Annotated in this window: 16 protein-coding genes; 2 read left to right on the forward strand and 14 right to left on the reverse strand. The window is 54.4% G+C overall.

The features are described 5' to 3' along the window. Positions 1-28 precede the first annotated feature (28 nt). The 11 genes from KO499_RS01855 to sdhC form a co-directional block, all read right to left on the reverse strand. Positions 29-862, reverse strand: a complete 834-nt coding sequence (locus KO499_RS01855) for a segregation and condensation protein A (RefSeq protein WP_215982027.1) — start codon at positions 860-862, stop codon at positions 29-31. A gap of 53 nt (positions 863-915) precedes the next feature. Then, complete coding sequence (locus KO499_RS01860) at positions 916-2,130, reverse strand: tryptophan--tRNA ligase (RefSeq protein ID WP_215982028.1); 1,215 nt, start codon at positions 2,128-2,130, stop codon at positions 916-918. A gap of 120 nt (positions 2,131-2,250) precedes the next feature. Beyond that, positions 2,251-3,123 (reverse strand): succinate--CoA ligase subunit alpha, encoded by an 873-nt coding sequence (gene sucD / locus KO499_RS01865; protein WP_215982029.1) that lies wholly within the window; start codon positions 3,121-3,123, stop codon positions 2,251-2,253. Continuing rightward, positions 3,123-4,289 carry an ADP-forming succinate--CoA ligase subunit beta gene (gene sucC, locus KO499_RS01870; protein ID WP_215982030.1) on the reverse strand — a complete coding sequence of 389 codons (1,167 nt, stop codon included), beginning with the start codon at positions 4,287-4,289 and terminating at the stop codon, positions 3,123-3,125. The genes sucD and sucC overlap by 1 nt, the downstream gene beginning before the upstream one ends. A gap of 36 nt (positions 4,290-4,325) precedes the next feature. Next, positions 4,326-5,768, reverse strand: coding sequence for a dihydrolipoyl dehydrogenase (gene lpdA, locus KO499_RS01875; protein ID WP_215982031.1), 1,443 nt, complete (start codon positions 5,766-5,768; stop codon positions 4,326-4,328). A gap of 35 nt (positions 5,769-5,803) precedes the next feature. Further along, entirely contained in the window at positions 5,804-7,021 is a 1,218-nt protein-coding gene (gene odhB / locus KO499_RS01880; protein WP_215982032.1) for a 2-oxoglutarate dehydrogenase complex dihydrolipoyllysine-residue succinyltransferase, read from the reverse strand. 25 nt (positions 7,022-7,046) lie between these two features. Beyond that, the gene (locus KO499_RS01885) at positions 7,047-9,884 is read right to left on the reverse strand and encodes a 2-oxoglutarate dehydrogenase E1 component (RefSeq protein WP_215982033.1); all 2,838 of its coding nucleotides are present in this window, start codon (positions 9,882-9,884) and stop codon (positions 7,047-7,049) included. Between the two features lie 312 nt (positions 9,885-10,196). Continuing rightward, positions 10,197-10,901, reverse strand: a complete 705-nt coding sequence (locus KO499_RS01890) for a succinate dehydrogenase iron-sulfur subunit (protein ID WP_228339723.1) — start codon at positions 10,899-10,901, stop codon at positions 10,197-10,199. Positions 10,902-10,915: 14 nt separating this feature from the next. Beyond that, entirely contained in the window at positions 10,916-12,688 is a 1,773-nt protein-coding gene (gene sdhA / locus KO499_RS01895) for a succinate dehydrogenase flavoprotein subunit (protein ID WP_215982034.1), read from the reverse strand. Positions 12,689-12,691: 3 nt separating this feature from the next. Beyond that, positions 12,692-13,039, reverse strand: coding sequence for a succinate dehydrogenase, hydrophobic membrane anchor protein (sdhD, locus tag KO499_RS01900; RefSeq protein ID WP_215982035.1), 348 nt, complete (start codon positions 13,037-13,039; stop codon positions 12,692-12,694). After that, positions 13,030-13,407, reverse strand: coding sequence for a succinate dehydrogenase, cytochrome b556 subunit (gene sdhC / locus KO499_RS01905; protein ID WP_215982036.1), 378 nt, complete (start codon positions 13,405-13,407; stop codon positions 13,030-13,032). The genes sdhD and sdhC overlap by 10 nt, the downstream gene beginning before the upstream one ends. 475 nt (positions 13,408-13,882) lie before the next feature. On the opposite strand from sdhC, the gene gltA reads away from it, so the two are divergent. Together gltA and KO499_RS01915 are read left to right on the forward strand one after the other, a co-directional pair. Next, entirely contained in the window at positions 13,883-15,157 is a 1,275-nt protein-coding gene (gene gltA, locus KO499_RS01910; protein ID WP_215982037.1) for a citrate synthase, read from the forward strand. 116 nt (positions 15,158-15,273) lie between these two features. Continuing rightward, positions 15,274-16,146, forward strand: coding sequence for an NAD(P)-dependent oxidoreductase (locus tag KO499_RS01915; protein WP_215982038.1), 873 nt, complete (start codon positions 15,274-15,276; stop codon positions 16,144-16,146). A 62-nt stretch (positions 16,147-16,208) separates the two neighbouring features. On the opposite strand, the gene topA is transcribed toward KO499_RS01915, so the two are convergent. From topA to fadB, 3 genes are all read right to left on the reverse strand, one after another. Further along, positions 16,209-18,851, reverse strand: coding sequence for a type I DNA topoisomerase (gene topA / locus KO499_RS01920; RefSeq protein WP_215982039.1), 2,643 nt, complete (start codon positions 18,849-18,851; stop codon positions 16,209-16,211). Between the two features lie 273 nt (positions 18,852-19,124). Further along, positions 19,125-20,300, reverse strand: a complete 1,176-nt coding sequence (gene fadA / locus KO499_RS01925) for an acetyl-CoA C-acyltransferase FadA (protein WP_215982040.1) — start codon at positions 20,298-20,300, stop codon at positions 19,125-19,127. 33 nt (positions 20,301-20,333) lie between these two features. Continuing rightward, positions 20,334-22,481, reverse strand: coding sequence for a fatty acid oxidation complex subunit alpha FadB (fadB, locus tag KO499_RS01930; RefSeq protein WP_215982041.1), 2,148 nt, complete (start codon positions 22,479-22,481; stop codon positions 20,334-20,336). Between the last annotated feature and the right edge of the window lie 88 nt (positions 22,482-22,569).

Genomic DNA, 22,569 nt, shown 5'->3' on the forward strand with positions numbered 1-22,569 from the left:
GTTCCCGTGCTTTTCTCTGGCGAAAATTCTAATTGGTGGCCCTTGCCCGAACGTGAATCGGGCCCAGAACGTCCGCCTGGACAACCTCGATCAGTTGTTCCTTCACCAGCTCAAGTGTTGCGAGGAAGGATACGACAACCCCGAGACGCCCCTCCTCCACTGTGAACAGACTCTCAAAAGTAACGAAATGATCATCCTGGAGCACCGAAAGGATCGCGGACATGCGCTCTCGCGTAGACAACCTTTCCCGCTCCACATGATGACTGGTAAACAGATCCGCCCTCTGCAACACACCCTGAAGAGCCAGCAGCATTTCTCGCAGATCGACATCCGGATGAGGCTGACTGGACGGCATCTTCGGAAGAGCACCGGAAGCCGTATAGTTGTCCCGCTCCAGGCGCGGCAGACTATCGATATCTTCCGCCGCCTGTTTGAAACGTTCATATTGCTGAAGCCGGCGAATCAACTCGGCCCGGGGATCTGTTTCTTCCTCGTCATCACTTTCCTGGCGCGGCAATAACATTCTGGATTTGATCTCCGCCAGGGTCGCCGCCATCACCAGGTACTCAGCGGCCAGTTCGAAGCGCATGGCCTCAACGGCACCGATATAATCCATGTACTGACGGGTAATCTCACTGACATCAATATCCAGAATATTCATATTCTGGCGCCGGATGAGATAAAGCAGAAGATCCAGAGGTCCTTCAAAGGCTTCCAGGAAAACCGCCAGGGCGTCTGGTGGAATATAGAGGTCTTTCGGAAGATCCACCACCGGCTTACCGGAAACCCGGGCAAGCGGAGACTGCTCGAGCTCTGTCTCCGGACTGTCCGGTGCTACCTGGTCAGTGGATTCTTCCGTCATAACCTATCCCTCCGGTTCGGCACGATGCGTGCCCGACGCCGGTTTCTGGAGACTCAGCGGTAATGAAGCCCCATGGCTGCCCGGACTTCATCGAGGGTATCTCTGGCGGCATCACGGGCTTGCTCACGCCCCTCCTGCAGGATGGAGTGAACCAGGTCCGGATTCCCTTCATATTCACGCGCACGCTCATGGAGCGGACGCTGCTCCTCAACAATGGCATCAATCAGTGGCTTCTTGCAGTCCAGGCAGCCGATGCCCGCACTACGACAGCCATTCTGAACCCATTCCTGTGTATCGGCATCGGAGTAGATTTTATGCATGCCCCACACCGGACATTTTTCAGGCTCACCCGGATCCGTCCGGCGGACGCGTTGCGGGTCGGTCTGCATGGTGCGAACCTTCTGGGCAACACTGTCTGGTTCTTCACGCAGGCCGATATAGTTGTTGTAGGATTTGGACATTTTCTGACCGTCCAGACCTGGCAACTTGGATTCCGGCGTCAACAACGGCTGGGGTTCCGGCAGAATGACTTTGCCGCCGCCCTCTATGTAGCCATACAGGCGTTCACGGTCACCCAGGGAGATATTCTGCTGCTCTTTCAACAACGCCCTGGCCGTTTCCAGAGCATCCATATCTCCTTCTTCCTGATAGCGCTTCTTCAGGTTCCGATACAATTTGGCGTTTTTCTTGCCCATCTTCACGATGGCACCTTCCGCCTGCTCTTCAAACCCTGGCTCACGACCGTAGATGTGGTTGAAGCGGCGAGCGATTTCCCGGGTAATCTCGACATGAGAAACCTGATCGGCACCAACCGGAACTTTTCCGGCCCGGTAAATCAGGATATCGGCGCTTTGAAGCAGCGGGTAGCCCAAGAAACCATAGGTCGCCAGATCCTTCTCGCGCAGCTTTTCCTGCTGATCTTTGAAGGTGGGGATCCGTTCCAGCCAACCAAGAGGCGTGATCATAGACAACAGCAGGTGCAGCTCTGCATGTTCGGGCACCTGGGACTGAATAAACATGGTCGATGACCCGGGATTCACGCCCGCAGCCAGCCAGTCGATGACCATGTCCCAGACGCTTTGCTCGATGCCTGAGGGGTCATCATAGTTCGTGGTCAGGGCATGCCAGTCTGCCACGAAAAAGAAGCACTCGAATTCGTGCTGGAGTTTCACCCAGTTTTTCAGCACACCATGATAGTGGCCAAGGTGAAGCTTGCCGGTCGGACGCATTCCGGACAAAACCCTTTGCTGGGAATCTACAGAACTCAAAGCACGAACTCCTTATTTGGTATTGGATTCGCCATCATAGTTCAGGCGACCCGGCATTATAAATAAAAAACCCCCGCTCTGCAGGGCAGAAACGGGGGTTTTTACTGAAAGAAGGCCAACTTACCAGCCGGTAACTTCCTTCAGAGCCTGACCAATCTCGGCCAGACTGCGTACAGTACGCACACCAGCGTCTTCCAGAGCAGCAAACTTCTCATCTGCTGTACCCTTACCACCGGAGATAATCGCACCAGCGTGGCCCATACGCTTGCCAGGAGGCGCCGTAACACCAGCGATGTAGGAAACCACCGGCTTGGTGACGTTCTCCTTGATATAGGCAGCGGCTTCTTCTTCAGCAGTACCGCCAATCTCACCAATCATCACAATGGCTTCAGTTTCAGGATCTTCCTGAAGCAGTGCCAGGATATCGATGAAGTTGGAGCCCGGGATCGGGTCACCACCGATACCGATGCAGGTGGACTGACCGTAGCCGAAGTCAGTGGTCTGTTTGACCGCTTCGTAAGTCAGAGTACCTGAACGGGACACGATACCAACTTTACCTTTCTTGTGGATATGACCAGGCATGATGCCGATCTTGCACTCGTCCGGAGTGATCACACCCGGGCAGTTGGGACCGATCATGCGCACGCCTTTACTATCCACATATTCTTTGGCGTACAGCATGTCGATGGTGGGGATACCTTCAGTGATACATACGATCAGCTGAACACCGGCATCCGCCGCCTCGATGATGGCATCTTTACAGAACGGCGCCGGAACATAGATAACAGTGGCTTCAGCACCGGTTGCTTCAACTGCATCACGGACGGTGTTGAAAACCGGCAGGCCCAGGTGCTCAGTGCCGCCTTTACCAGGACTAACACCACCAACCATCTTGGTGCCGTAGGCAATAGCCTGCTCTGAGTGGAAGGTGCCCTGCGCGCCGGTAAAGCCCTGACAGATTACCTTGGTGTCTTTGTTAATCAGGATGCTCATTATTTACCCCCTGCGGCTTTAACAACTTGCTCTGCCGCATTCGACAGACTGGTGGCGGCAATGATGTTCAGGCCGCTGTCGGCGAGTACCTGAGTACCCTTCTCAGCGTTGTTGCCTTCCAGGCGAACCACAACAGGAACTTTCACGCCTACTTCTTTAACGGCACCAATGATGCCCTCTGCGATCATGTCGCAACGAACGATACCGCCGAAGATGTTGACCAGAACCGCCTTAACATTGGAGTCAGACAGAATGATCTTGAACGCCTCGGAGACACGCTCTTTGGTTGCACCGCCCCCAACGTCCAGGAAGTTAGCGGGTTGTCCGCCGGACAGCTTGATGATGTCCATGGTGCCCATAGCCAGGCCAGCGCCATTAACCATGCAGCCAATGTTGCCTTCCAGAGCCACGTAGTTCAGCTCCCACTTGGCCGCTTCGGCTTCCCGGGAATCTTCCTGGGAGGGATCATGCATCTCATGAATCTTCTTCTGACGGTAAAGCGCGTTGCCATCAACACCAACTTTGGCGTCGAGGCAGTGCAGATCACCAGCAGGGGTAATAACCAGCGGGTTGATCTCTACCAGTGCCAGATCGCACTCTTCAAACAGCTTGGCCAGACCAATGAAGATTTTGGTGAACTGACCAATCTGCTTGCCTTCCAACCCAAGCTTGAACGCAAGCTCACGGCCCTGGTATGGCTGAGCCCCGACCAGCGGATCGATTTCGGCCTTCAGGATCTTTTCAGGTGTCTCTTCGGCAACCTTCTCGATCTCCACACCGCCTTCGGTAGACGCCATGAATACAACACGACGGGTACCACGATCGACAACCGCACCCAGGTACAGTTCCTGATCGATATCGGTCAGGGACTCAACCAGGATCTTGCTGACCGGCTGACCATTCTCGTCGGTCTGGTAGGTCACCAGGTTCTTGCCGAGCCAGTTCTCTGCGAACTCGCGGATCTCTTCCTTGTTCTTGACCAGCTTTACACCGCCAGCCTTACCACGGCCACCTGCGTGAACCTGGGCTTTGACTACCCATGCGTCTCCGCCGATTTCTCCGGCAGCGTCGACTGCTTCTTTAGGAGTATCACAGGCAATGCCTTTGGATACTGGCAGGCCGTATTCAGCGAAAAGCTGTTTGCCCTGATATTCATGCAAATTCATAGTAAATATCCCGAATTAAAAAATTCCTGGTTTGCGTTACTTCTTCTTGCGGCGGTTGGCGATATGGATCGCGCCACCACCGACGGCCAAAGCTGCCTCATGCACGGACTCGGACAGAGTCGGATGTGCAAAGCAGGTCAGAGCCAGATCTTCAGCGCTGGAGCCGAATTCCATGGCGATGACACCCTGGGCAACGATTTCAGAAGCCTGGGGACCAACCACATGGAAACCGACGATGCGATCGGTCTTCGCATCAGCGATGATCTTGACCATACCCGATGCCGAGTTTGCAGCCATGGCACGACCATTGGCAGCAAACGGGAAGGTGCCTACATTGTACTCTTCACCCTCTGCTTTCAGCTGCTCTTCAGTTTTGCCAACCCAGGCAACTTCTGGTGCGGTGTAGATCACGTTCGGGATGCAGTCGTAGTTAACCTGCGGCTTGTGCCCGGCAATACGCTCCGCAACCATCACACCTTCTTCCGACGCCTTGTGGGCCAGCATCGGTCCACGTACCACATCACCAATCGCCCAGACACCTGGTGCTTCGGTTTTGCAGTTGTCATCAACGAAGATGAAACCACGCTCATCCATCTGGACGCCGGAGTCTTCAGACAGCAGGTTGTCGGTGTAAGGCCGACGTCCAACGGCGACAATCAGTTTGTCAAACTTGGCTTCGTGCTTACCTTTGGAATCTTCATAGTTTACGTTTACCAGCTTGCGCTTAACTTCCGCGCCGGTCATACGTGCACCCATTACAATGTTCAGTCCCTGCTTCTGGAACTGCTTCATTGCATCCTTCGCAACCTGCTGATCTACAGCCGGCAGGAAGGTGTCCTGAGCTTCCAGAACGGTCACTTCGGCACCAAGACGGGCCCACACACTGCCCAGCTCAAGACCGATAACACCGGCGCCAATAACACCCAGGCGCTTGGGCACCTCGGTGAACTCAAGGGCACCCTCTGAATCTACGATGTACTCACCATCAAACGGTGCAGGCGGGATCTGGATCGGCTTGGAGCCGGTCGCCAGAATCACGTTTTCCGCTTCGTAAGTCGTGGCTTTGCCATCCTTGTCGGTCACTTCCACCTTGCGATTAGCGAGGAGCTTGCCGTGACCATGGATAGAAGTAACACCATTCGACTTGAACAGCCCGGCAATACCACCGGTCAGCTGTTTCACAATGCCGCTCTTACGTTCCATCATCTTGCCGATGTCCATTTTGACATCCTTGGCAATGATGCCCTGCATCGCGTAGTCGTGACCGGCTTCCTCGTACTTGTGAGAAATCTCCAGCAGCGCCTTGGAGGGAATGCATCCGACGTTCAGGCAGGTACCACCAAGTACCTGTGCTTTGCCGTCCTCAGCGGTCCAGGATTCGACACACGCGGTCTTCAGACCAAGTTGGGCAGCTTTGATGGCGGCCACGTAGCCACCGGGGCCTGCACCAATGACAATGACGTCGTACTTATCAGACATAGTTAATCCCGTTTTCCGATTCGTTAAGTGTCGGTTCAGACGTCCAGCAGAATACGTGCCGGGTCTTCAAGCATTTCCTTGATAGCAACCAGGAACTGCACCGCCTCCTTGCCATCAATCATCCGGTGATCATAAGAAAGTGCCAGGTACATCATCGGCAGTACTTCCACTTTGCCGTTCACCGCCATTGGGCGCTCCTGGATCTTGTGCATACCCAGAATGGCTGTCTGAGGCGGGTTCAGGATCGGGGTGGAAATCAGCGAACCGAAGATACCGCCGTTAGTGATGGTGAAAGTACCACCGGTCATATCTTCAATGGCCAGCTTGCCCTCTTTCGCCTTGGTGCCGTACTCGACAATCTTTTTCTCGATATCGGCCAGACCCATAGCGTCAGAATCGCGAAGCACCGGAACCACCAGGCCACGATCTGTAGACACGGCCACACCAATGTCCTGGTAGCCATGGTAGACCATATCGTTTCCATCGATGGATGCATTCACCGCAGGGAAACGCTTGAGCGCTTCGGTCGCCGCCTTGGTGAAGAAGGACATGAAGCCCAGCTTGATACCATGACGCTTCACGAAGCTATCCTGGTACTGCTTGCGCATCTCCATAATCGGCGCCATGTTGACTTCGTTGAACGTAGTCAGCATGGCCGCAGTTTGCTGAGCGTCGACCAGACGCTTGGCGATACTGGCCCGCAAGCGGGTCATCGGAACGCGCTTCTCGGGGCGCTCGCCCTGGCTGACGTTCACCTCGGGCAAACCTGCGGTAGGTTTGCCTGCTGACGCGCCACCAGAGGACTTGGCACTGTCCACGTGATTCTGAACGTCTTCCTTGGTGACACGACCGTCTTTGCCGGTACCCTTGACCGCATTGGGATCGACGTTGTTTTCCTCAGCCAGTTTGCGCGCTGCCGGGCTAAGAATGGCGTCGCCAGACGGTGCCTCGCTCTTGGCCTCCTCCTTGGGAGCCTCTTCTTTCTTGCTCTCAGCAGGCTTACTCGAGCCCGCTGCGCCTTCCTTGAATTTGCCGATCAGTTCACCGCTTTCAACGATATCGCCTTCGTTCTTGACGATTTCTTCAATAACACCATCCGCCGGTGCGACAACCTCAAGAACGACTTTGTCGGTTTCGATGTCGACAATCAGCTCATCGCGTGCACAGGCTTCACCCGGCTGCTTGTGCCAGGTCGCAACAGTACCCTCTGCGACCGACTCCGGGAAAACGGGGGCTTTAATCTCAGTAGACATTACAGATCCTTAGTTCGGTAGCTCGTCAAATTTCAAATGCGTCGTTAACCAGTTTCTTCTGCTCTTCGATGTGGACCGACATGTGTCCACAGGCAGGAGCAGCCGAAGGGTCCCGACCGGCATATTGAAGGTTCAACTTGGGGTTCTTACGGTACAGCGCATTGCGCATATGATGCTGACTGCAGTACCACGCACCCTGATTCATTGGTTCTTCCTGACACCAGACAACATGCTTGAGCTTGCTGTATTTGCTCAGGAGCTCATCAAGGTCATCCCCCGGGAACGGGTACAGCTGTTCGATCCGGACGATGGCGACATCGTCACGCTCATCGGTTTTCTTCTTCTCGAGAAGATCGAAGTACACCTTGCCGCTGCACATGATCAGGCGCGTTACCTTTTTCGGATCTGACAGCTCCTTCTCCGGCAATACCGTTTTGAACGTGCCGCTGGTCAGATCTTCCAGATCGGATGTCGCTTCCTTGTGACGGAGCAGACTCTTCGGGGTAATCGCAACCAGAGGCTTACGCAGAGGCCGCTTGACCTGACGACGAAGCATGTGGAAGACCTGGGACGGGGTTGTTGGCACACACACCTGAATGTTGTGCTCAGCCGACAGCTGCAGGAACCGCTCCAGACGGGCTGAACTGTGCTCTGGCCCCTGCCCTTCATACCCATGGGGAAGCAACAGGGTCAGACCACAGAGGCGCCCCCACTTGTGCTCACCACTGGTCAGGAACTGGTCGATCACAACCTGGGCGCCGTTGGCAAAGTCACCAAATTGCGCTTCCCAAACCACAAGGCCGTCTGGCGCAGTAGTGGAGTAACCGTATTCAAAGGCCATGACCGCTTCTTCAGACAGCAGCGAATCGTAGATCTCGAATTTCGGCTGATCTTCAGAGAGTTGCGCAAGCGCGATGTGGGTAGCTCCGTCCTTCTGGTTATGAAGAACCGCGTGACGGTGAGAGAAGGTGCCGCGACCAATATCCTGGCCAGTCAAACGAATCGGATGTCCTTCGTTCAACAGGGTCGCGTATGCCATTACCTCGCCGTATCCCCAGTTGATCGGCAAAGCGCCTGCCGTCATCTTTTCACGGTCGGCAACAATCTTGGACACCTGCCGCTGCACACTGAAGCCTTCCGGAACCGAGGTCAGCTGCTTGCCAAGTTTCTGAATGGTTTTCAGAGCCACACTGGACTTGCACTTGGCAGTCCACTCATGACCAAGGTACGGCGTCCAATCGACATAGAGCTCTTTATTTGGCTCTTTCACCAGAGACTTGACCACGTGTTCGCCGTTATCCAGCGCGTCACGGTAGTCATTTTCCATCTGCTTGGCTTCGTCTTCGCTAATAACACCTGCTTCCATCAACGCGTCTGCGTACAGGTTACGGGTTGTCTTCAGCTTGCGGATTTTCTCGTACATGACCGGCTGCGTTGCCGCAGGCTCATCGGCCTCGTTATGGCCGCGACGGCGGTAGCAAACCAGATCGATCACCACGTCGTTCTTGAATTCGTTGCGGTAGTCCAGGGCCATCTGGGTCACGAACATCACCGCTTCCGGGTCGTCTGCATTCACGTGCAGAATCGGCGCCTGGATCATCTTGGCGACGTCTGTACAGTATTCCGTAGACCTCGCGTCTTCCTGCTTGCTGGTGGTGAAGCCAACCTGGTTGTTGATGACGATATGAATGGTGCCGCCAACCCCGAAACCACGGGTCTGTGACATCTGGAAGGTTTCCATCACCACGCCCTGACCGGCAAACGCCGCGTCACCATGCATGATGATCGGAACCACCTTACTACCTTCATCGTCGTTACGGCGGGTCTGACGAGCCCGAACCGAACCCTCAACCACCGGAGACACAATTTCCAGGTGCGACGGGTTAAACGCCATCGCCAGATGCACCTCACCACCAGGCGTCATCACATTAGATGAGAAGCCCTGATGGTATTTCACATCACCGGATCCGGAATCAGCCAGCTTTTTGCCTTCGAACTCATCAAAGAGTTCTTTCGGATTCTTGCCCAGGGTATTGACCAGAACGTTAAGTCGGCCACGGTGAGCCATACCCAAAACAATTTCCTTTGCACCGTAGGAACCGGCACGCTGGATCAGTTCATCCAGGCAGGGAATCAGGCTTTCGCCACCTTCAAGGCCAAAACGCTTGACGCCCGGATAGCGGGAACCAAGGTACTTTTCAAGGCCTTCGGCAGCGGTCAGACGCTCAAGAACATGTTTGCGGGTAGCTTCTTCGTAAGCCGGTCGCGAGCGAACCGGTTCCATACGCTGCTGGAACCATCTCTTGATGCGGGTATCGACGACGTGCATGTATTCCGCGCCGATGCTCTCACAATAGGTCTGACGCAACCCTTCAATAATATCGCCCAGCTTCATGGTCTCGGAACCGAGGTTCAGAGAACCGGTCTGAAACTCAAGATCCAGATCAGAATCCTTCAATTCATGAAATGAAGGGTCCAGATCTTCAACCCTGGGTCGCTGCCATACACCAAGCGGATCGAGCTTCGCCTCCTGATGGCCGCGGAAACGATAGGCATTGATTAACTGAAGGACACGAATCTGTTTCTTATCGGCGTCAGACGTCGCGCTGGCAGGTACGCCGCCGCTGGAAAGAAAACGCTGATTTCGGGAGATGTGCTCAAACTGTTCACGAATGGAAGAGTGGACAACATCCCGGCCATGATGGCCATCAACACTCGGAAGCTTGTCAAAATAGCTTCGCCACTCTTCGGGAACGGCATTCGGGTCTGTCAGGTAGGTTTCAAAAAGCTGTTCAACATAGGCAAGATTTCCACCCTGAAGGTGGGAAGTCTGCCATAACTGCTCCATTATGCTTTCGTGCATCTTGAATAGCTCACCTTGGGCTGGTGCGGGGAGCCCGGTATGGTCGGCCAGGGGTATATCTCAGTCAATACGGGTTTTTACGGGATCGACTTTGGCCACCACACCCGACATGGATGTTTTCCATTCCCCGGTGGTTTTTATACTCAGCAAAAAAGGGAGAAAACTTTATAAGTTCCCGCCACGGCTTGCGTAGTGTGCACCCGCGTAAGACTTTTGACTATAAGCCTTTGGTTGAAGGCCCCGCAATATTGCGAGGCCTTCCGGGTACTGACCTGATCAGAACAGTATAGCGTCTGTTGCGAAACTTGCTGCTTATGTAGCCCGCTGCAGCAAAAGATTCCGAATGTGACCGATAGCCCTTGTGGGGTTCAGACCTTTCGGGCAGACACTAACACAGTTCATGATGCCCCGGCAGCGGAATACGCTGAACGGGTCATCGAGTTCGGCAAGGCGCTCAGCCTGAGCCGTATCACGGCTATCTGCCAGGAAGCGATACGCCTGTAGCAGACCCGCAGGACCGATAAACTTGTCCGGATTCCACCAGAAAGACGGACATGAGGTAGAGCAGCACGCACAGAGAATGCACTCGTACAGGCCGTCCAGCTTTTCCCGGTCTTCCGGAGACTGCAGCCGCTCAATTGCCGGAGCGGGCTTGTCGTTGATCAAATACGGCATGATCTTTTCGTACTGTCTGTAGAAAAGACTCATATCGACAACCAGATCACGAATCACCGGCAGGCCCGGAAGCGGACGCAGGACAAGCTTATCGTCTTTCACAACCTGAGAAACAGGAGTGATACACGCAAGTCCGTTCTTGCCGTTCATATTCATGCCGTCAGAGCCACAGACCCCCTCACGGCAAGAGCGGCGATACGCCATTGAAGGATCCTGCTCCTTGATGAGGTTGAGCACATCAAGAACCATGAGATCTTTGCCTTCCGGAATCTCGACATCCACGTCCTGCATGTAAGGCGCGTTGTCGGCTTCCGGATTATAACGATAAAGGCTTACTAACATTTTCAGAATCTCCCTTAGTAAGTCCGGACCTTCGGCTCAAACCTGTCTACTGTCTTGGGCGCAAAGTTCACGTCGCGCTTACCCACTCGTTTGTCCAGCGGGAAGTACATGGAGTGCTTCAGCCAGTTCTCATCGTCACGCTCGGTAAAATCGTTCCGGGCGTGCGCACCGCGACTTTCCTTACGCTCGAAAGCAGAAATCGCTGTAGCCAAAGCCACTTCGTACAGATTATCCAGCTCAAGGGCTTCGATACGGGCGGTATTAAAGGCATTACTGGTATCCGCCAGCTTGGTGTTGCGAACACGCTCACCAATCGACTCCAGCTTCTTGAGACCTTCTTCCATGCTATTGCCGTCACGGAATACACCGAAATACAGCTGCATGCAGTTCTGAAGGTCTTTACGCACCTCTGCAACACTCTCACCTTCGGACGCATTGTTGAGGCGATCAAGACGAGCCATGGCACGCTTGATGTCCTCATCGCTGGCGCCGTCTACCTCGAAGCCGCCGCGCAACTGCTCCTCAATGTGCAAGCCTGCCGCACGACCGAAGACCACAAGATCCAACAAAGAGTTACCACCCAGACGGTTAGCACCGTGCACCGAAACGCACGCGGCCTCGCCACAGGCAAACAGACCCGGAATCGGCTTATCTTCACCGTTCTCGTCCTGGGTCAGGGCCTGGCCGCCAACGTTGGTCGGGATGCCGCCCATCATGTAATGGCAGGTCGGCACAACCGGGATCGGCTCTTTTACCGGATCCACATGCGCAAACGTTCGGGACAATTCACAGATACCCGGCAGACGCAGGTTGAGAGTTTCCTCACCCAAGTGGTCGAGCTTCAGCAGTACATGGTCCTTATCAGGCCCACAACCACGTCCCTCGAGAATTTCGATAACCATGGAACGGGCAACAACGTCCCGACCAGCGAGATCCTTCGCGTTCGGAGCATAACGCTCCATGAACCGCTCACCGTCCGCATTGATCAGGTAACCACCCTCGCCCCGACAACCTTCGGTAACCAGCGTGCCGGCACCGTAGATTCCCGTTGGATGGAATTGCCACATTTCCATATCCTGCATCGGGAATCCGGCACGCAGCGCCATCCCGATGCCATCGCCCGTATTAATCAGGGCATTGGTGGTCGATGCATAGATACGCCCCGCCCCACCGGTGGCCAGAACGGTTGCCTTGGATTTGATGTAGGCAACTTCACCTGTTTCAACTTCAATAGCAACAACACCAACAACCTCGTCTTTGCTGTTCTTGACGAGATCGACCGCGTACCACTCGTTCAGGAACGTCGTGCCGCCCTTGATGTTGGCCTGATAAAGGGTGTGAAGCAGCGCATGACCGGTCCGGTCTGCGGCCGCGCACGTACGCGCCGCCTGTGTTGGGTTATCCGGACCCTTGGACTGACCACCGAACGGCCGCTGATAGATACGACCTTGCTCAGTACGGGAAAATGGCAGCCCCATGTGCTCAAGCTCGAACACCGCCTGAGGACCTACGGAACACATATACTCAACAGCGTCCTGGTCGGCGATGTAGTCCGAACCCTTTACTGTGTCATACATGTGCCAGCGCCAATCATCGTTCGGATCAGCACTTGCGATTGCACAGGTAATACCACCCTGCGCCGAGACCGTATGGGAGCGCGTAGGAAACACCTTGGTGATGCATGCGGTATTGATTCCGGACTCGGTCAGCTGCAAAGCCGCACGCATTCCGGAACCGCCTCCGCCGATTACAATCGCATCAAAGGACATGGTCTTAATATTAGCCATCGATCAAAGCCCCCAAATAATTTGAATACCCCAGACCACGTACACAAAAACCGTCAGGATAACTACTGCCTGGGCCAGCATTCGTTGTCCTGCAGACTTGATGTAGTCCGTAGAAACTGTCCACAGCCCGACCCATGCATGCCCTGCAATCGACAACAGCGCCAGCAAGGTGAAGATCTTGAACCAGGCTTGATCAAACAAGGCTGACCAGGACTGATAGTCGACATCTGTAGAGATGAAAAAGCCGAGCAAAAACAGCGTGTACAGAGCTAGTACGTACGCAGAAACTCGCTGGATGATCCAATCCTGGATACCATTACGGCCGATGTTAGTAACACTATTCATGCCCATACCCAAACTCCTGCCAAAAGGATGAGAATGACGGAAACCGCAATTGTGATCTTCGACGCAAGGCGGCCGCTCTCGAGCTCTTCACCAATACCCATATCCATGAGCAGGTGCTTGATACCCGCAACCAGGTGGTACAACAGAGCAGACAAGATGCCCCAGGTAATCAGCTTGGCAAGGAAGCTGTCCAGCAGTTCACTGACACGACTGAAGCCCTCTTCCCCAGACAGGGAAAGCTGAAGTCCGTAAAGCATGAACGCAACACCAACAAAAATGATGATGCCGCTGATGCGATGCAATATGGACGTAATGGCTGGCAGCGGAAAATGAAACTTGCCGAGATCGAGATTTACTGGTCGTTTGCTATTCACAGCGCTCTCACACTCTCTCTTGGTTCCGCGGGACCGGTAAACCGGATGCGGATAGTTGGTATGTTAGGATCGGCATGCCTGCACGGAACCGGCACGCGATTGGTTCAGAAGGGACAAAACCTTACTGGCAACCCGCTATTGACGGGCAGCGCGAAAGGTTTATCCCAGATTCCGGGCTACGGATTATAAGGAGTAGGCTAATCAATTACAAACCTGCAACGCCGCTCAGACCGCGCAAAACCGAGGCCCGGGCAAGCCATAAGGATGATTGACAAATCGTTTTCTTGCTCCAAAAGGCCAATATTCGGGATATCCCTCATTTACAACGAATGTCAAATTCGCAGTTTTCCGGAGTATTCCATTGACAAAAAAAGCCAACGCCCTATATTTTGCCGCCAGTTTTGCGATAATACGCGCCTTCTAGCGCATCTATAACTGTAGATAAGCTGTCAAAGCTGATAAATAGGAGAGCACCATGACCGACAGGAAAGCCACGCTCTCGGTGGGGGACAAATCCATTGAGCTACCGGTTTATTCAGGCACCGTCGGCCCTGACGTTATCGACGTACGAGGCCTAGTCCAGGAAGGCGTTTTCACATACGATCCAGGATTCGTATCCACCGCAGCCTGCGAATCGGCCATTACATACATCGACGGCGCGAATGGCGTCCTTCTCCACCGCGGCTACCCGATAGAACAACTGGCCGACGAGTCCGACTACCTCGAAGTCTGCTACCTCCTTCTTCACGGTGAACTTCCAACCGCGGCAGAAAACAAGCGGTTCCATGACACCATCAAGAACCACACCATGCTGCACGACCAGATGAGAAACTTTTTCCAGGGTTTCCGTCGTGACGCACACCCGATGGCCATCATGTGTGGCGTTGTAGGCGCCCTGTCCGCGTTCTACCACGATCAGATGGATGTCACCAACCAGGAGCAGCGGGAAATCACGGCTCACCGCCTGATTGCGAAGATGCCCACCATCGCCGCCTGGTGTTACAAGTACAGCATCGGCCAGCCATTCATGTACCCGCGCAATGATCTCTCATACGCAGAGAACTTCCTGCACATGATGTTTGGCGTTCCCTGCGAGGAATACAAGCCAAACCCGATCCTGGCAAAGGCCATGGACAAGATCTTCATTCTGCACGCGGATCATGAACAGAACGCCTCGACCTCCACGGTTCGTCTGGCCGGCTCTACCGGGGCCAATCCATACGCCTGCATTGCCTCCGGCATCGCAGCGCTCTGGGGCCCGGCACATGGCGGCGCCAACGAAGCCGTACTGGATATGCTTGCGGAGATCGGCGACGAATCCAATATCGAAAAATTCATCGCCAAGGCAAAAGACAAAGACGATCCGTTCCGCCTGATGGGCTTCGGTCACCGGGTCTACAAGAACTTCGATCCGCGAGCCAAGGTTATGGCAGAAACCGCTCACGAAGTATTGACAGAGCTGGGCCTGGAGAACGACCCGCTGCTGAAGATCGCCCAGCGCCTGGAGAAAATTGCGCTGGAAGACGAATACTTTGTCGAGCGCAAGCTTTACCCGAACGTCGATTTCTACTCGGGCCTGATCCTCAAGGCAATCGGCATCCCGACCTCGATGTTCACCGTCATCTTCGCCCTGTCGCGTACCATTGGCTGGTTCTCGCACTGGAACGAGATGGTCAGCGGCGATTATCGAATTGGTCGTCCGCGCCAGCTGTACACAGGTTCGGAGTCCCGGGACTACCCGACCAAATAAATCCGGCTCGCCGGATGAAAGACAAAAAGGCCGCTGTTTCAGCGGCCTTTTTTATTCCATCCAGCCCTGCCCTTCTGTGTTAAGTTAACCCGACAAAGACATGAGAGGAGACAACAATGACAAAAGCAGCGTTCATAGGCCTTGGCGTCATGGGCTACCCGATGGCCGGCCACCTGGCCAACGCCGGACTCAGCGTCAAGGTCTGGAACCGGACCTCTGCCAAATCCGAACAATGGACCAGAGACTTCACCGGAACCAGTTGCACCACGATTGCAGAAGCCGTCAAGGATGCGGATATCGTGCTGACCTGCGTTGGTGCTGATACCGATCTGAAAGCCGTGTATGAAGGCGCTGAAGGCATTCTGGCCAACGCTCCCGAGGGTACCGTCCTTGTCGACCATACCACCGCCTCTGCCGGCATCGCGGAATACCTGGCTGATGCAGCGCTCAAGAACAACATGGGTTTTGTCGACGCTCCGGTTTCAGGGGGGCAGCAGGGCGCTGAGAACGGCAAACTGACCATCATGTGCGGAGGCTCCGAACAGGATTACGCCAAAGCCGAACCGGTCATGAAACACTACGCCCGGGCACTGAACCTGATGGGCCCTGCCGGCAGCGGACAGAAAACCAAGATGGTCAACCAGATTGCCATTGCCGGCCTTGTACAGGGGCTCTCAGAGGCGCTGCACTTCGCTGAGCAGGCAGAACTAGATGTAACGAAAGTAGTGGATGTAATCTCCAAGGGGGCCGCTCAGTCCTGGCAGATGGAAAACCGCTCAGGAACCATGATCGAAGGAGAGTTTGAACACGGATTCGCAGTTGACTGGATGCGAAAGGATCTGGGCATCTGCCTTGATGAAGCACGTAAGGTAAACGCGTCTTTGCCCGTGACAGCGCTGGTGGATCAGTTCTACGCCGATGTGCAGTCTATGGGCGGTCAACGCTGGGACACTTCATCGCTCATCCAGAGATTAAGAAAGTTCCGGTAATTTGCCGAACAGGGCGTCAGAAGTCGCAATGCTTCTGACGCCTGCCTGACACATCCGACCCGTTACTTTTTCTTATCCTGTGGTTGCCACTTCCCATTCACATACCACGCGGACCAGCCGGTCGCTTTGCCCTCTTTCTCGGACATCACGTACTGTTCCTTACTCTTACGGCTGAAACGAATCACTGTCGGATTACCCTCAGGATCCCGTTCAGGCGCCTCCATCAGATAGTCGTACTTGGGATCAATTTCCTTGCGATGAGGCTTTATCTCCATCACCAGTGGCGGCCGCGTTTCCCGGTTCTTGGGAAACTTACTGGCGGCCAGAAACAGCCCTGAGGCCCCGTCCCTGAGGACATAGGTATCATCAACCTTCTGGCATTGGAGCTCTGGCATCGCCACCGGATCCATCTTGGGCGGCGCAGGCTCTCCACTCTTCAGCAACTTACGAGTATTTTTGCACTCGGTATTGGTGCAACCGAAATACTTCCCGAACCGCCCGGTTTTCAGCTGCATCTCAGACCCGCATTTATCACACTCAAGCGTCGGGCCATCGTAGCCCTTGATCCGGAAGGTACCTTTTTCAACCTCGTAACCCGAGCAGTCAGGATTGTTGCCGCAAACATGCAACTTGCGGGTTTCATCCACCAGATAGCTGTCCATAGCGGTGCCACACTTTGAACACCGGCGCTTCTTCCGCAACAGACGACTTTCACCCTCACCCTCGACATCGTCATCGGCGCTGACAACCTCATCGCCGGACACCAGATTGATCGTGGTCTTGCAACGCTCTTTGGGCGGCAGCGAATAGCCCGAGCAACCCAGGAATACCCCGGTGCTGGCCACCCGGATCTGCATATTCCGACCACAAGTCGGGCACGGAATGTCGGTTTCCGTCGGGGTATTGGCCCGCATGCCACCATCTTCCGAGCTTTCCGCTTTTTCAAGCTGCTGCCGGAACCGGCCATAAAAATCATTCAGAACTTTTTTCCACTCGACATCGCCTTCAGCAATTTCATCGAGCTCGTCTTCCATCTTCGCGGTGAAGTCGAAGTCCATCAGATTCGGGAATGATTCTGACAAACGTTCGGTAACAATCTCACCCATTTTCTCAGCGTAGAATCGGCGGTTCTGCAAACGCACGTAGCCGCGATCCTGAATCGTTGAGATGATCGAAGCATAGGTCGAAGGCCGGCCGATACCCTGCTTTTCCAGCTCTTTCACGAGACTTGCCTCGGTGTACCTTGGCGACGGTTTGGTGAAGTGCTGGCTGGGGTCGAGCTTTTTCAGATCAAGAGTTTCATCGACCTTGATATCCGGAAGCGCAATGTCTTCATCTTTCTTGGCAGCTTGTGGCGCCGCCTTCAGGAAGCCTTCGAATTTGATGATACGGCCCCGGGTACGCAACTCATAATCGCCGTTAGCGACCACGATAGAGGTACTCAGGAACTCCGCATCGGACATTTGACAGGCAATAAACTGACGCCAGATCAGGTCGTAGAGTTTCTCAGCATCCTTCTCAAGACCACTGATATCCGCCGGGCGACGACTTACTTCCGTCGGCCTGATAGCTTCGTGAGCTTCCTGCGCACCCTCTTTACTGCCGTATACCCGAGGTGCCTCAGGCAGATACTTGTCTCCAAATTGTTTCTGGATGAAAGTTCTGCAACTGGCAATCGCATCCTGACTCAGATTCGTGGAGTCAGTACGCATATAGGTAATAAAACCTGCCTCATAGAGCCGCTGGGCAAGCATCATGGTTTTCTTGACACTGAACCCCATGCGGTTACTGGCGGCCTGCTGCAAGGTGGAGGTGATAAAGGGGGCGGACGGACGCGAGCGCGTCGGCTTGTCTTCCCGCCTGGCAACCTTGAACACACCCGCCTTCAGGCGATCGACGTGCTCGCTACTTTGTTGCTCGCTTACCGGCCGGTAAGGTTTGTCGTTGTGACGCGTGACCTCAAAACGGACCGGATGATCAGCCTTGACCGATGCAAGATCAGCATGGAGCTGCCAGTACTCTTCCGGAATGAACTTCCGGATTTCCCGTTCCCGTTCCACAATCAGCCGAACCGCAACTGACTGAACCCGGCCTGCAGAAAGGCCACGCGCAAGCTTGGCCCAAAGCAGAGGTGACACCATGTAACCTACAACACGGTCCAGGAACCGCCTGGCCTGCTGAGCATTTACGCGATTATTATCGAGATTCCCGGGGTCTTTGAACGCTTCCTGAATGGCTCGCTTGGTGATTTCATTGAACACCACACGCCGATACTTTTCAGGCTCTCCGCCGATTGTCTGCTGGAGGTGCCAGGCAATGGCCTCCCCCTCACGGTCCAAATCCGTCGCCAGATAGATGTGGTCTGCGGATTTGGCCAGGCGCTTCAGTTCGCTGACCACCTTTTCCTTCCCGGGCAGGATCTCGTAACGCGCGCTCCAGTCCTGGTCAGGATCGACACCCATACGGGAAACCAACTGCTCCCGCGCTTTGCGCTTTTTATGCGCGGCCTTTTCTTCCGGGCTCATTTTCCGGGTCGCAGCAGCCTGCCTGGCACGCTCTTTGGGATCGGACTGGGATCCACTGCCACTGACGGGAAGATCACGAATGTGCCCAACGCTCGATTTGACGATGAAGTCAGAGCCCAGGTACTTGTTAATGGTCTTCGCTTTCGCTGGTGACTCGACAATTACGAGACTTTTACCCATATCGGAGATCTGTATCCTTGGCGATAAATCGGTCAATAAATCAGCAAACCGCAAACTCGCTGTAAAATCAGTCGGCTAGAAAACACATATACGCCGCCATTGTGTATAGGCTCACTGTTTTACAGGGTCAAGAATAGCAAGACAACCCATTCTTTCGTTTCAATCCTGCTTTTTTTTGCATTCGGGAACCCTGTTCAGGCAACTCGCTGGAACAGAAAGGCCCGGCATTTGCCGGGCCTTCTTAAAGCGCGCACTGCGAATCCGCCTACCGGCTCACAGACGCTCCCAGACCGTTGCAATGCCCTGGCCCAGGCCGATACACATGGTGGAAACACCAAGCTTACCGCCTTTAGCCTGCATCACATTCAGCAGGGTTGTTGAGATACGTGCGCCCGAGCAGCCCAGCGGATGGCCCAGAGCAATCGCGCCGCCGTTCAGGTTCACTTTCTCTTCTACAACACCCAGCAGTTTCAGGTCTTTCAGTACCGGCAAAGACTGGCCTGCAAAGGCCTCATTCAACTCCCAGAAGTCGATATCCTCAACCTTCAGACCGGCTCGCTTCAGGGCCTTCTTGGTGGCAGGAACCGGACCATAGCCCATGATCGCGGGATCACAGCCAGCAACGGCCATGCTGCGGATCTTGGCGATGGGCTTCAGACCCAGAGCTTCGGCGCGTTCTGCAGACATCAGTACCATCGCAGCCGCACCATCGGTCAGCTGGGAAGATGTACCGGCAGTTACGGTACCGTTTTTAGGATCGAAAGCAGGCCTGAGCTGGCCCAGAGATTCGGCCGTGGTCTCAGGACGAATGGTTTCGTCGTGCTCGATCAGCACTTTAAAGCCATTCTCGTCGTGACCTTCAATTGGCACGATTTCGTTCTTGAAACGACCTTCAAGAGTTGCTTCGTGGGCCAGGCGGTGAGACCGGGCACCGAACTCATCTTGCTGCTCGCGGGTGATGCCGTGCATCTTGGCCAGCATTTCCGCGGTAAGACCCATCATGTTGGAGGCCTTCGCAGTGTACTTGGAGGCAGCCGGGTTGTGGTCGAAACCTTCAGTCATGGGTACATGCCCCATGTGCTCAACACCGCCCACGACAAACACATCACCGTTGCCAGTCATGATGGCCTGGGCCGCAGTGTGAATCGCACTCATGGCAGAACCACACAAACGGTTCACGGTTTGCGCCGCAGACTCGTGCGGAATGCGGGTCAGCAGGGAAATCTGACGCGCTACGTTGAAGCCCTGCTCCTTGGTCTGGTTTACACAGCCCCAGATAACATCTTCAACTTCTTTCGGGTCGAGCTTCGGGTTGCGCTCAAACAGTGCTTCAATCAGATTGGCGGACAGGGTTTCTGCTCGCACATTCCGGAAACAACCGTTTTTGGCACGACCCATCGGAGTCCGCACGCAATCGACGACGACAACGTCTCTCGGATTAAGGCTCATAGATCTTTCTCCGTTCGGAAATCTCGTTCAGGGTTAGCCAAAGAACTTTTTGCCAGTCTTGGCCATTTCACGCAGCTTCTCGGTCGGCTGATAAAGAGGACCAAGGTCTGCAAACTTGTCTGCCAGCTCGACGAACTTGTCTACACCCATGTCGTCGATATAGCGCAGGGCACCACCACGGAACGGCGGGAAGCCGATACCGAAAATCAGGCCCATATCAGCATCTGCCGGATCTTCGACAATGCCGTCTTCCAGGCAGCGAACGGTTTCCAGACACAGTGGAATCATCATACGGGCGATAATCTCTTCCTCGTCGAAGTCCTTCTGGCCATTAACAACAGGTTCGATCAGCTTGTAGGTTTCCTCGTCTACAACCTTCTTTTTCTTGCCTTTGCGATCCAGTTCGTACTTATAGAAACCGAAGTCGTTCTTCTGGCCGTACCGGTTGTTCTCGAACATCACATCAATGGCAGACTTGTTCTCGTCTTTCATGCGATCCGGGAAGCCGTCAGCCATAACGGCATTGGCGTGCTTGGCGGTGTCCATACCAACCACGTCGAGGAGATAGGCTGGGCCCATAGGCCAACCAAACTTCTCCATTACCTTGTCTACTTTCTGGAAGTCAGCGCCGTCACGAACCAGCCCGGCAAAACCGCCAAAGTATGGGAACAAAACACGGTTGACCAAGAAGCCCGGACAGTCGTTTACAACGATCGGGGTCTTGCCCATGGCTTTGGCGTAGGCAACGGTGGTCGCAATAGCGCGATCACTGGTCTTCTCGCCACGGATAACCTCAACCAGCGGCATCATGTGCACCGGGTTGAAGAAATGCATACCACAGAAATTTTCCGGTCGTTTGAGATTCTTGGCCAGAAGATCGATAGAAATGGTCGAGGTATTGGACGTCAGGATGGCGTCCTCACGAACCGCATCTTCGGTTTCGCGCAGAACCGCATCTTTCACCTTGGGATTTTCAACAACCGCCTCAACGACGAGGTCGACATTTTTGAAATCGCCATAGTTCAGGGTCGGAGTGATGCTGTTGAGTACATCCGCCATCTGATCAGGCTTCATCTTGCCTTTCGCAACACGCTTGGCCAGAAGATTCTTGGCTTCCTTCAGACCCAGGGCGATACCGTCCTGGTTGATGTCCTTCATGATGATCGGCGTACCTTTCAGAGCCGACTGGAATGCAACACCACCACCCATGATACCGGCACCGAGAACCGCGGCCAGGTTTACGTCACTGGCTTCTTTCTCCCAGGCCTTGGCTTTCTTTTTGAGTTCCTGATCATTCAGGAACAGGCCAACCAGACACGCGGCAACGTTGGTCTTGGCCATTTTAGCGAAGCCCTTGGCCTCAACTTCGATGGCCTTGTCACGCGTCATGCCGGCATGCTTCTGCATGACCTTGATGGCCTCAACCGGAGCCGGGTAGTTCTTGCCTGCCTTACCGGCAACGAACGCCTTGGAGATCTCGAATGCCATCATGCTTTCCATGGCATTGAGCTTGATCTTGCCTTTCTTTTCTTCGCGACGGGCTTCGTGGTCGAGTTTACCCTCGTTGCACTGATTAATGATGGCAACAGCTGCTTCAACCAGCTTATCGGACTTCACTACCGCATCAACCGCACCGACTTTAAGAGCGACGTTTGCACGGTTTTCCGTACCACCGCTAATCCACTCAACGGCATTGTCGACACCCACCAGACGGGACAGGCGCACAGTTCCGCCGAAGCCCGGGAAAATGCCCAGCTTCACTTCAGGAAGACCGACCTTGGCTTTCTCATCCATCACCCGGTAATCGGTCGACAGGCACATTTCGAAACCACCACCCAGCGCTATACCATTAATGGCGGTAACGGTTGGGAATGGCAGATCTTCAACAGCGTTGAAGACTTCATTGGCCTTGAGATTGTTGGCTACCAGATCCTCTTCCGAACCAGCAAAGAGTTCGGTGAATTCGGTAATGTCGGCACCAACAATAAAGCTGTCCTTGGAACTGGTAACAACCAGGCCCTTCAGATTGTTCTGCGCTTTCAGTGCGTCAGTCGCGGCGCGGAGCTCTTCAATAGTGAGACGGTTGAACTTGTTGACTGACTCGCCCTGCAAGTCGAAGTTCAACTGAGCGATCCCGCCTTCGATCTCTTTAACCGTGATGGCTTTACCTTCGTAAATCATCAACTGATCTCCAGTCTGTGTTTGGAACTGCTTCCAACCGGGCGGCATATTCGATTCACCAGCGCGGCTGTTTGTGCAGCGAGATTTC

The organism is Marinobacter sp. F3R08 (assembly GCF_018860425.1).
Taxonomy (GTDB): Bacteria; Pseudomonadota; Gammaproteobacteria; order Pseudomonadales; family Oleiphilaceae; genus Marinobacter.

Excerpts from the sequence above, each read along its gene's own strand:
- KO499_RS01855 (WP_215982027.1), bottom strand. The coding sequence starts at position 862 with ATGACGGAAGAATCCACTGACCAGGTAGCACCGGACAGTCCGGAGACA.
- sucD (WP_215982029.1), bottom strand. The coding sequence starts at position 3,123 with ATGAGCATCCTGATTAACAAAGACACCAAGGTAATCTGTCAGGGCTTT.
- sucC (WP_215982030.1), bottom strand. The coding sequence starts at position 4,289 with ATGAATTTGCATGAATATCAGGGCAAACAGCTTTTCGCTGAATACGGC.
- lpdA (WP_215982031.1), bottom strand. The coding sequence starts at position 5,768 with ATGTCTGATAAGTACGACGTCATTGTCATTGGTGCAGGCCCCGGTGGC.
- odhB (WP_215982032.1), bottom strand. The coding sequence starts at position 7,021 with ATGTCTACTGAGATTAAAGCCCCCGTTTTCCCGGAGTCGGTCGCAGAG.
- KO499_RS01885 (WP_215982033.1), bottom strand. The coding sequence starts at position 9,884 with ATGCACGAAAGCATAATGGAGCAGTTATGGCAGACTTCCCACCTTCAG.
- KO499_RS01890 (WP_228339723.1), bottom strand. The coding sequence starts at position 10,901 with ATGTTAGTAAGCCTTTATCGTTATAATCCGGAAGCCGACAACGCGCCT.
- sdhA (WP_215982034.1), bottom strand. The coding sequence starts at position 12,688 with ATGGCTAATATTAAGACCATGTCCTTTGATGCGATTGTAATCGGCGGA.
- sdhD (WP_215982035.1), bottom strand. The coding sequence starts at position 13,039 with ATGGGCATGAATAGTGTTACTAACATCGGCCGTAATGGTATCCAGGAT.
- gltA (WP_215982037.1), top strand. The coding sequence starts at position 13,883 with ATGACCGACAGGAAAGCCACGCTCTCGGTGGGGGACAAATCCATTGAG.
- KO499_RS01915 (WP_215982038.1), top strand. The coding sequence starts at position 15,274 with ATGACAAAAGCAGCGTTCATAGGCCTTGGCGTCATGGGCTACCCGATG.
- topA (WP_215982039.1), bottom strand. The coding sequence starts at position 18,851 with ATGGGTAAAAGTCTCGTAATTGTCGAGTCACCAGCGAAAGCGAAGACC.
- fadA (WP_215982040.1), bottom strand. The coding sequence starts at position 20,300 with ATGAGCCTTAATCCGAGAGACGTTGTCGTCGTCGATTGCGTGCGGACT.
- fadB (WP_215982041.1), bottom strand. The coding sequence starts at position 22,481 with ATGATTTACGAAGGTAAAGCCATCACGGTTAAAGAGATCGAAGGCGGG.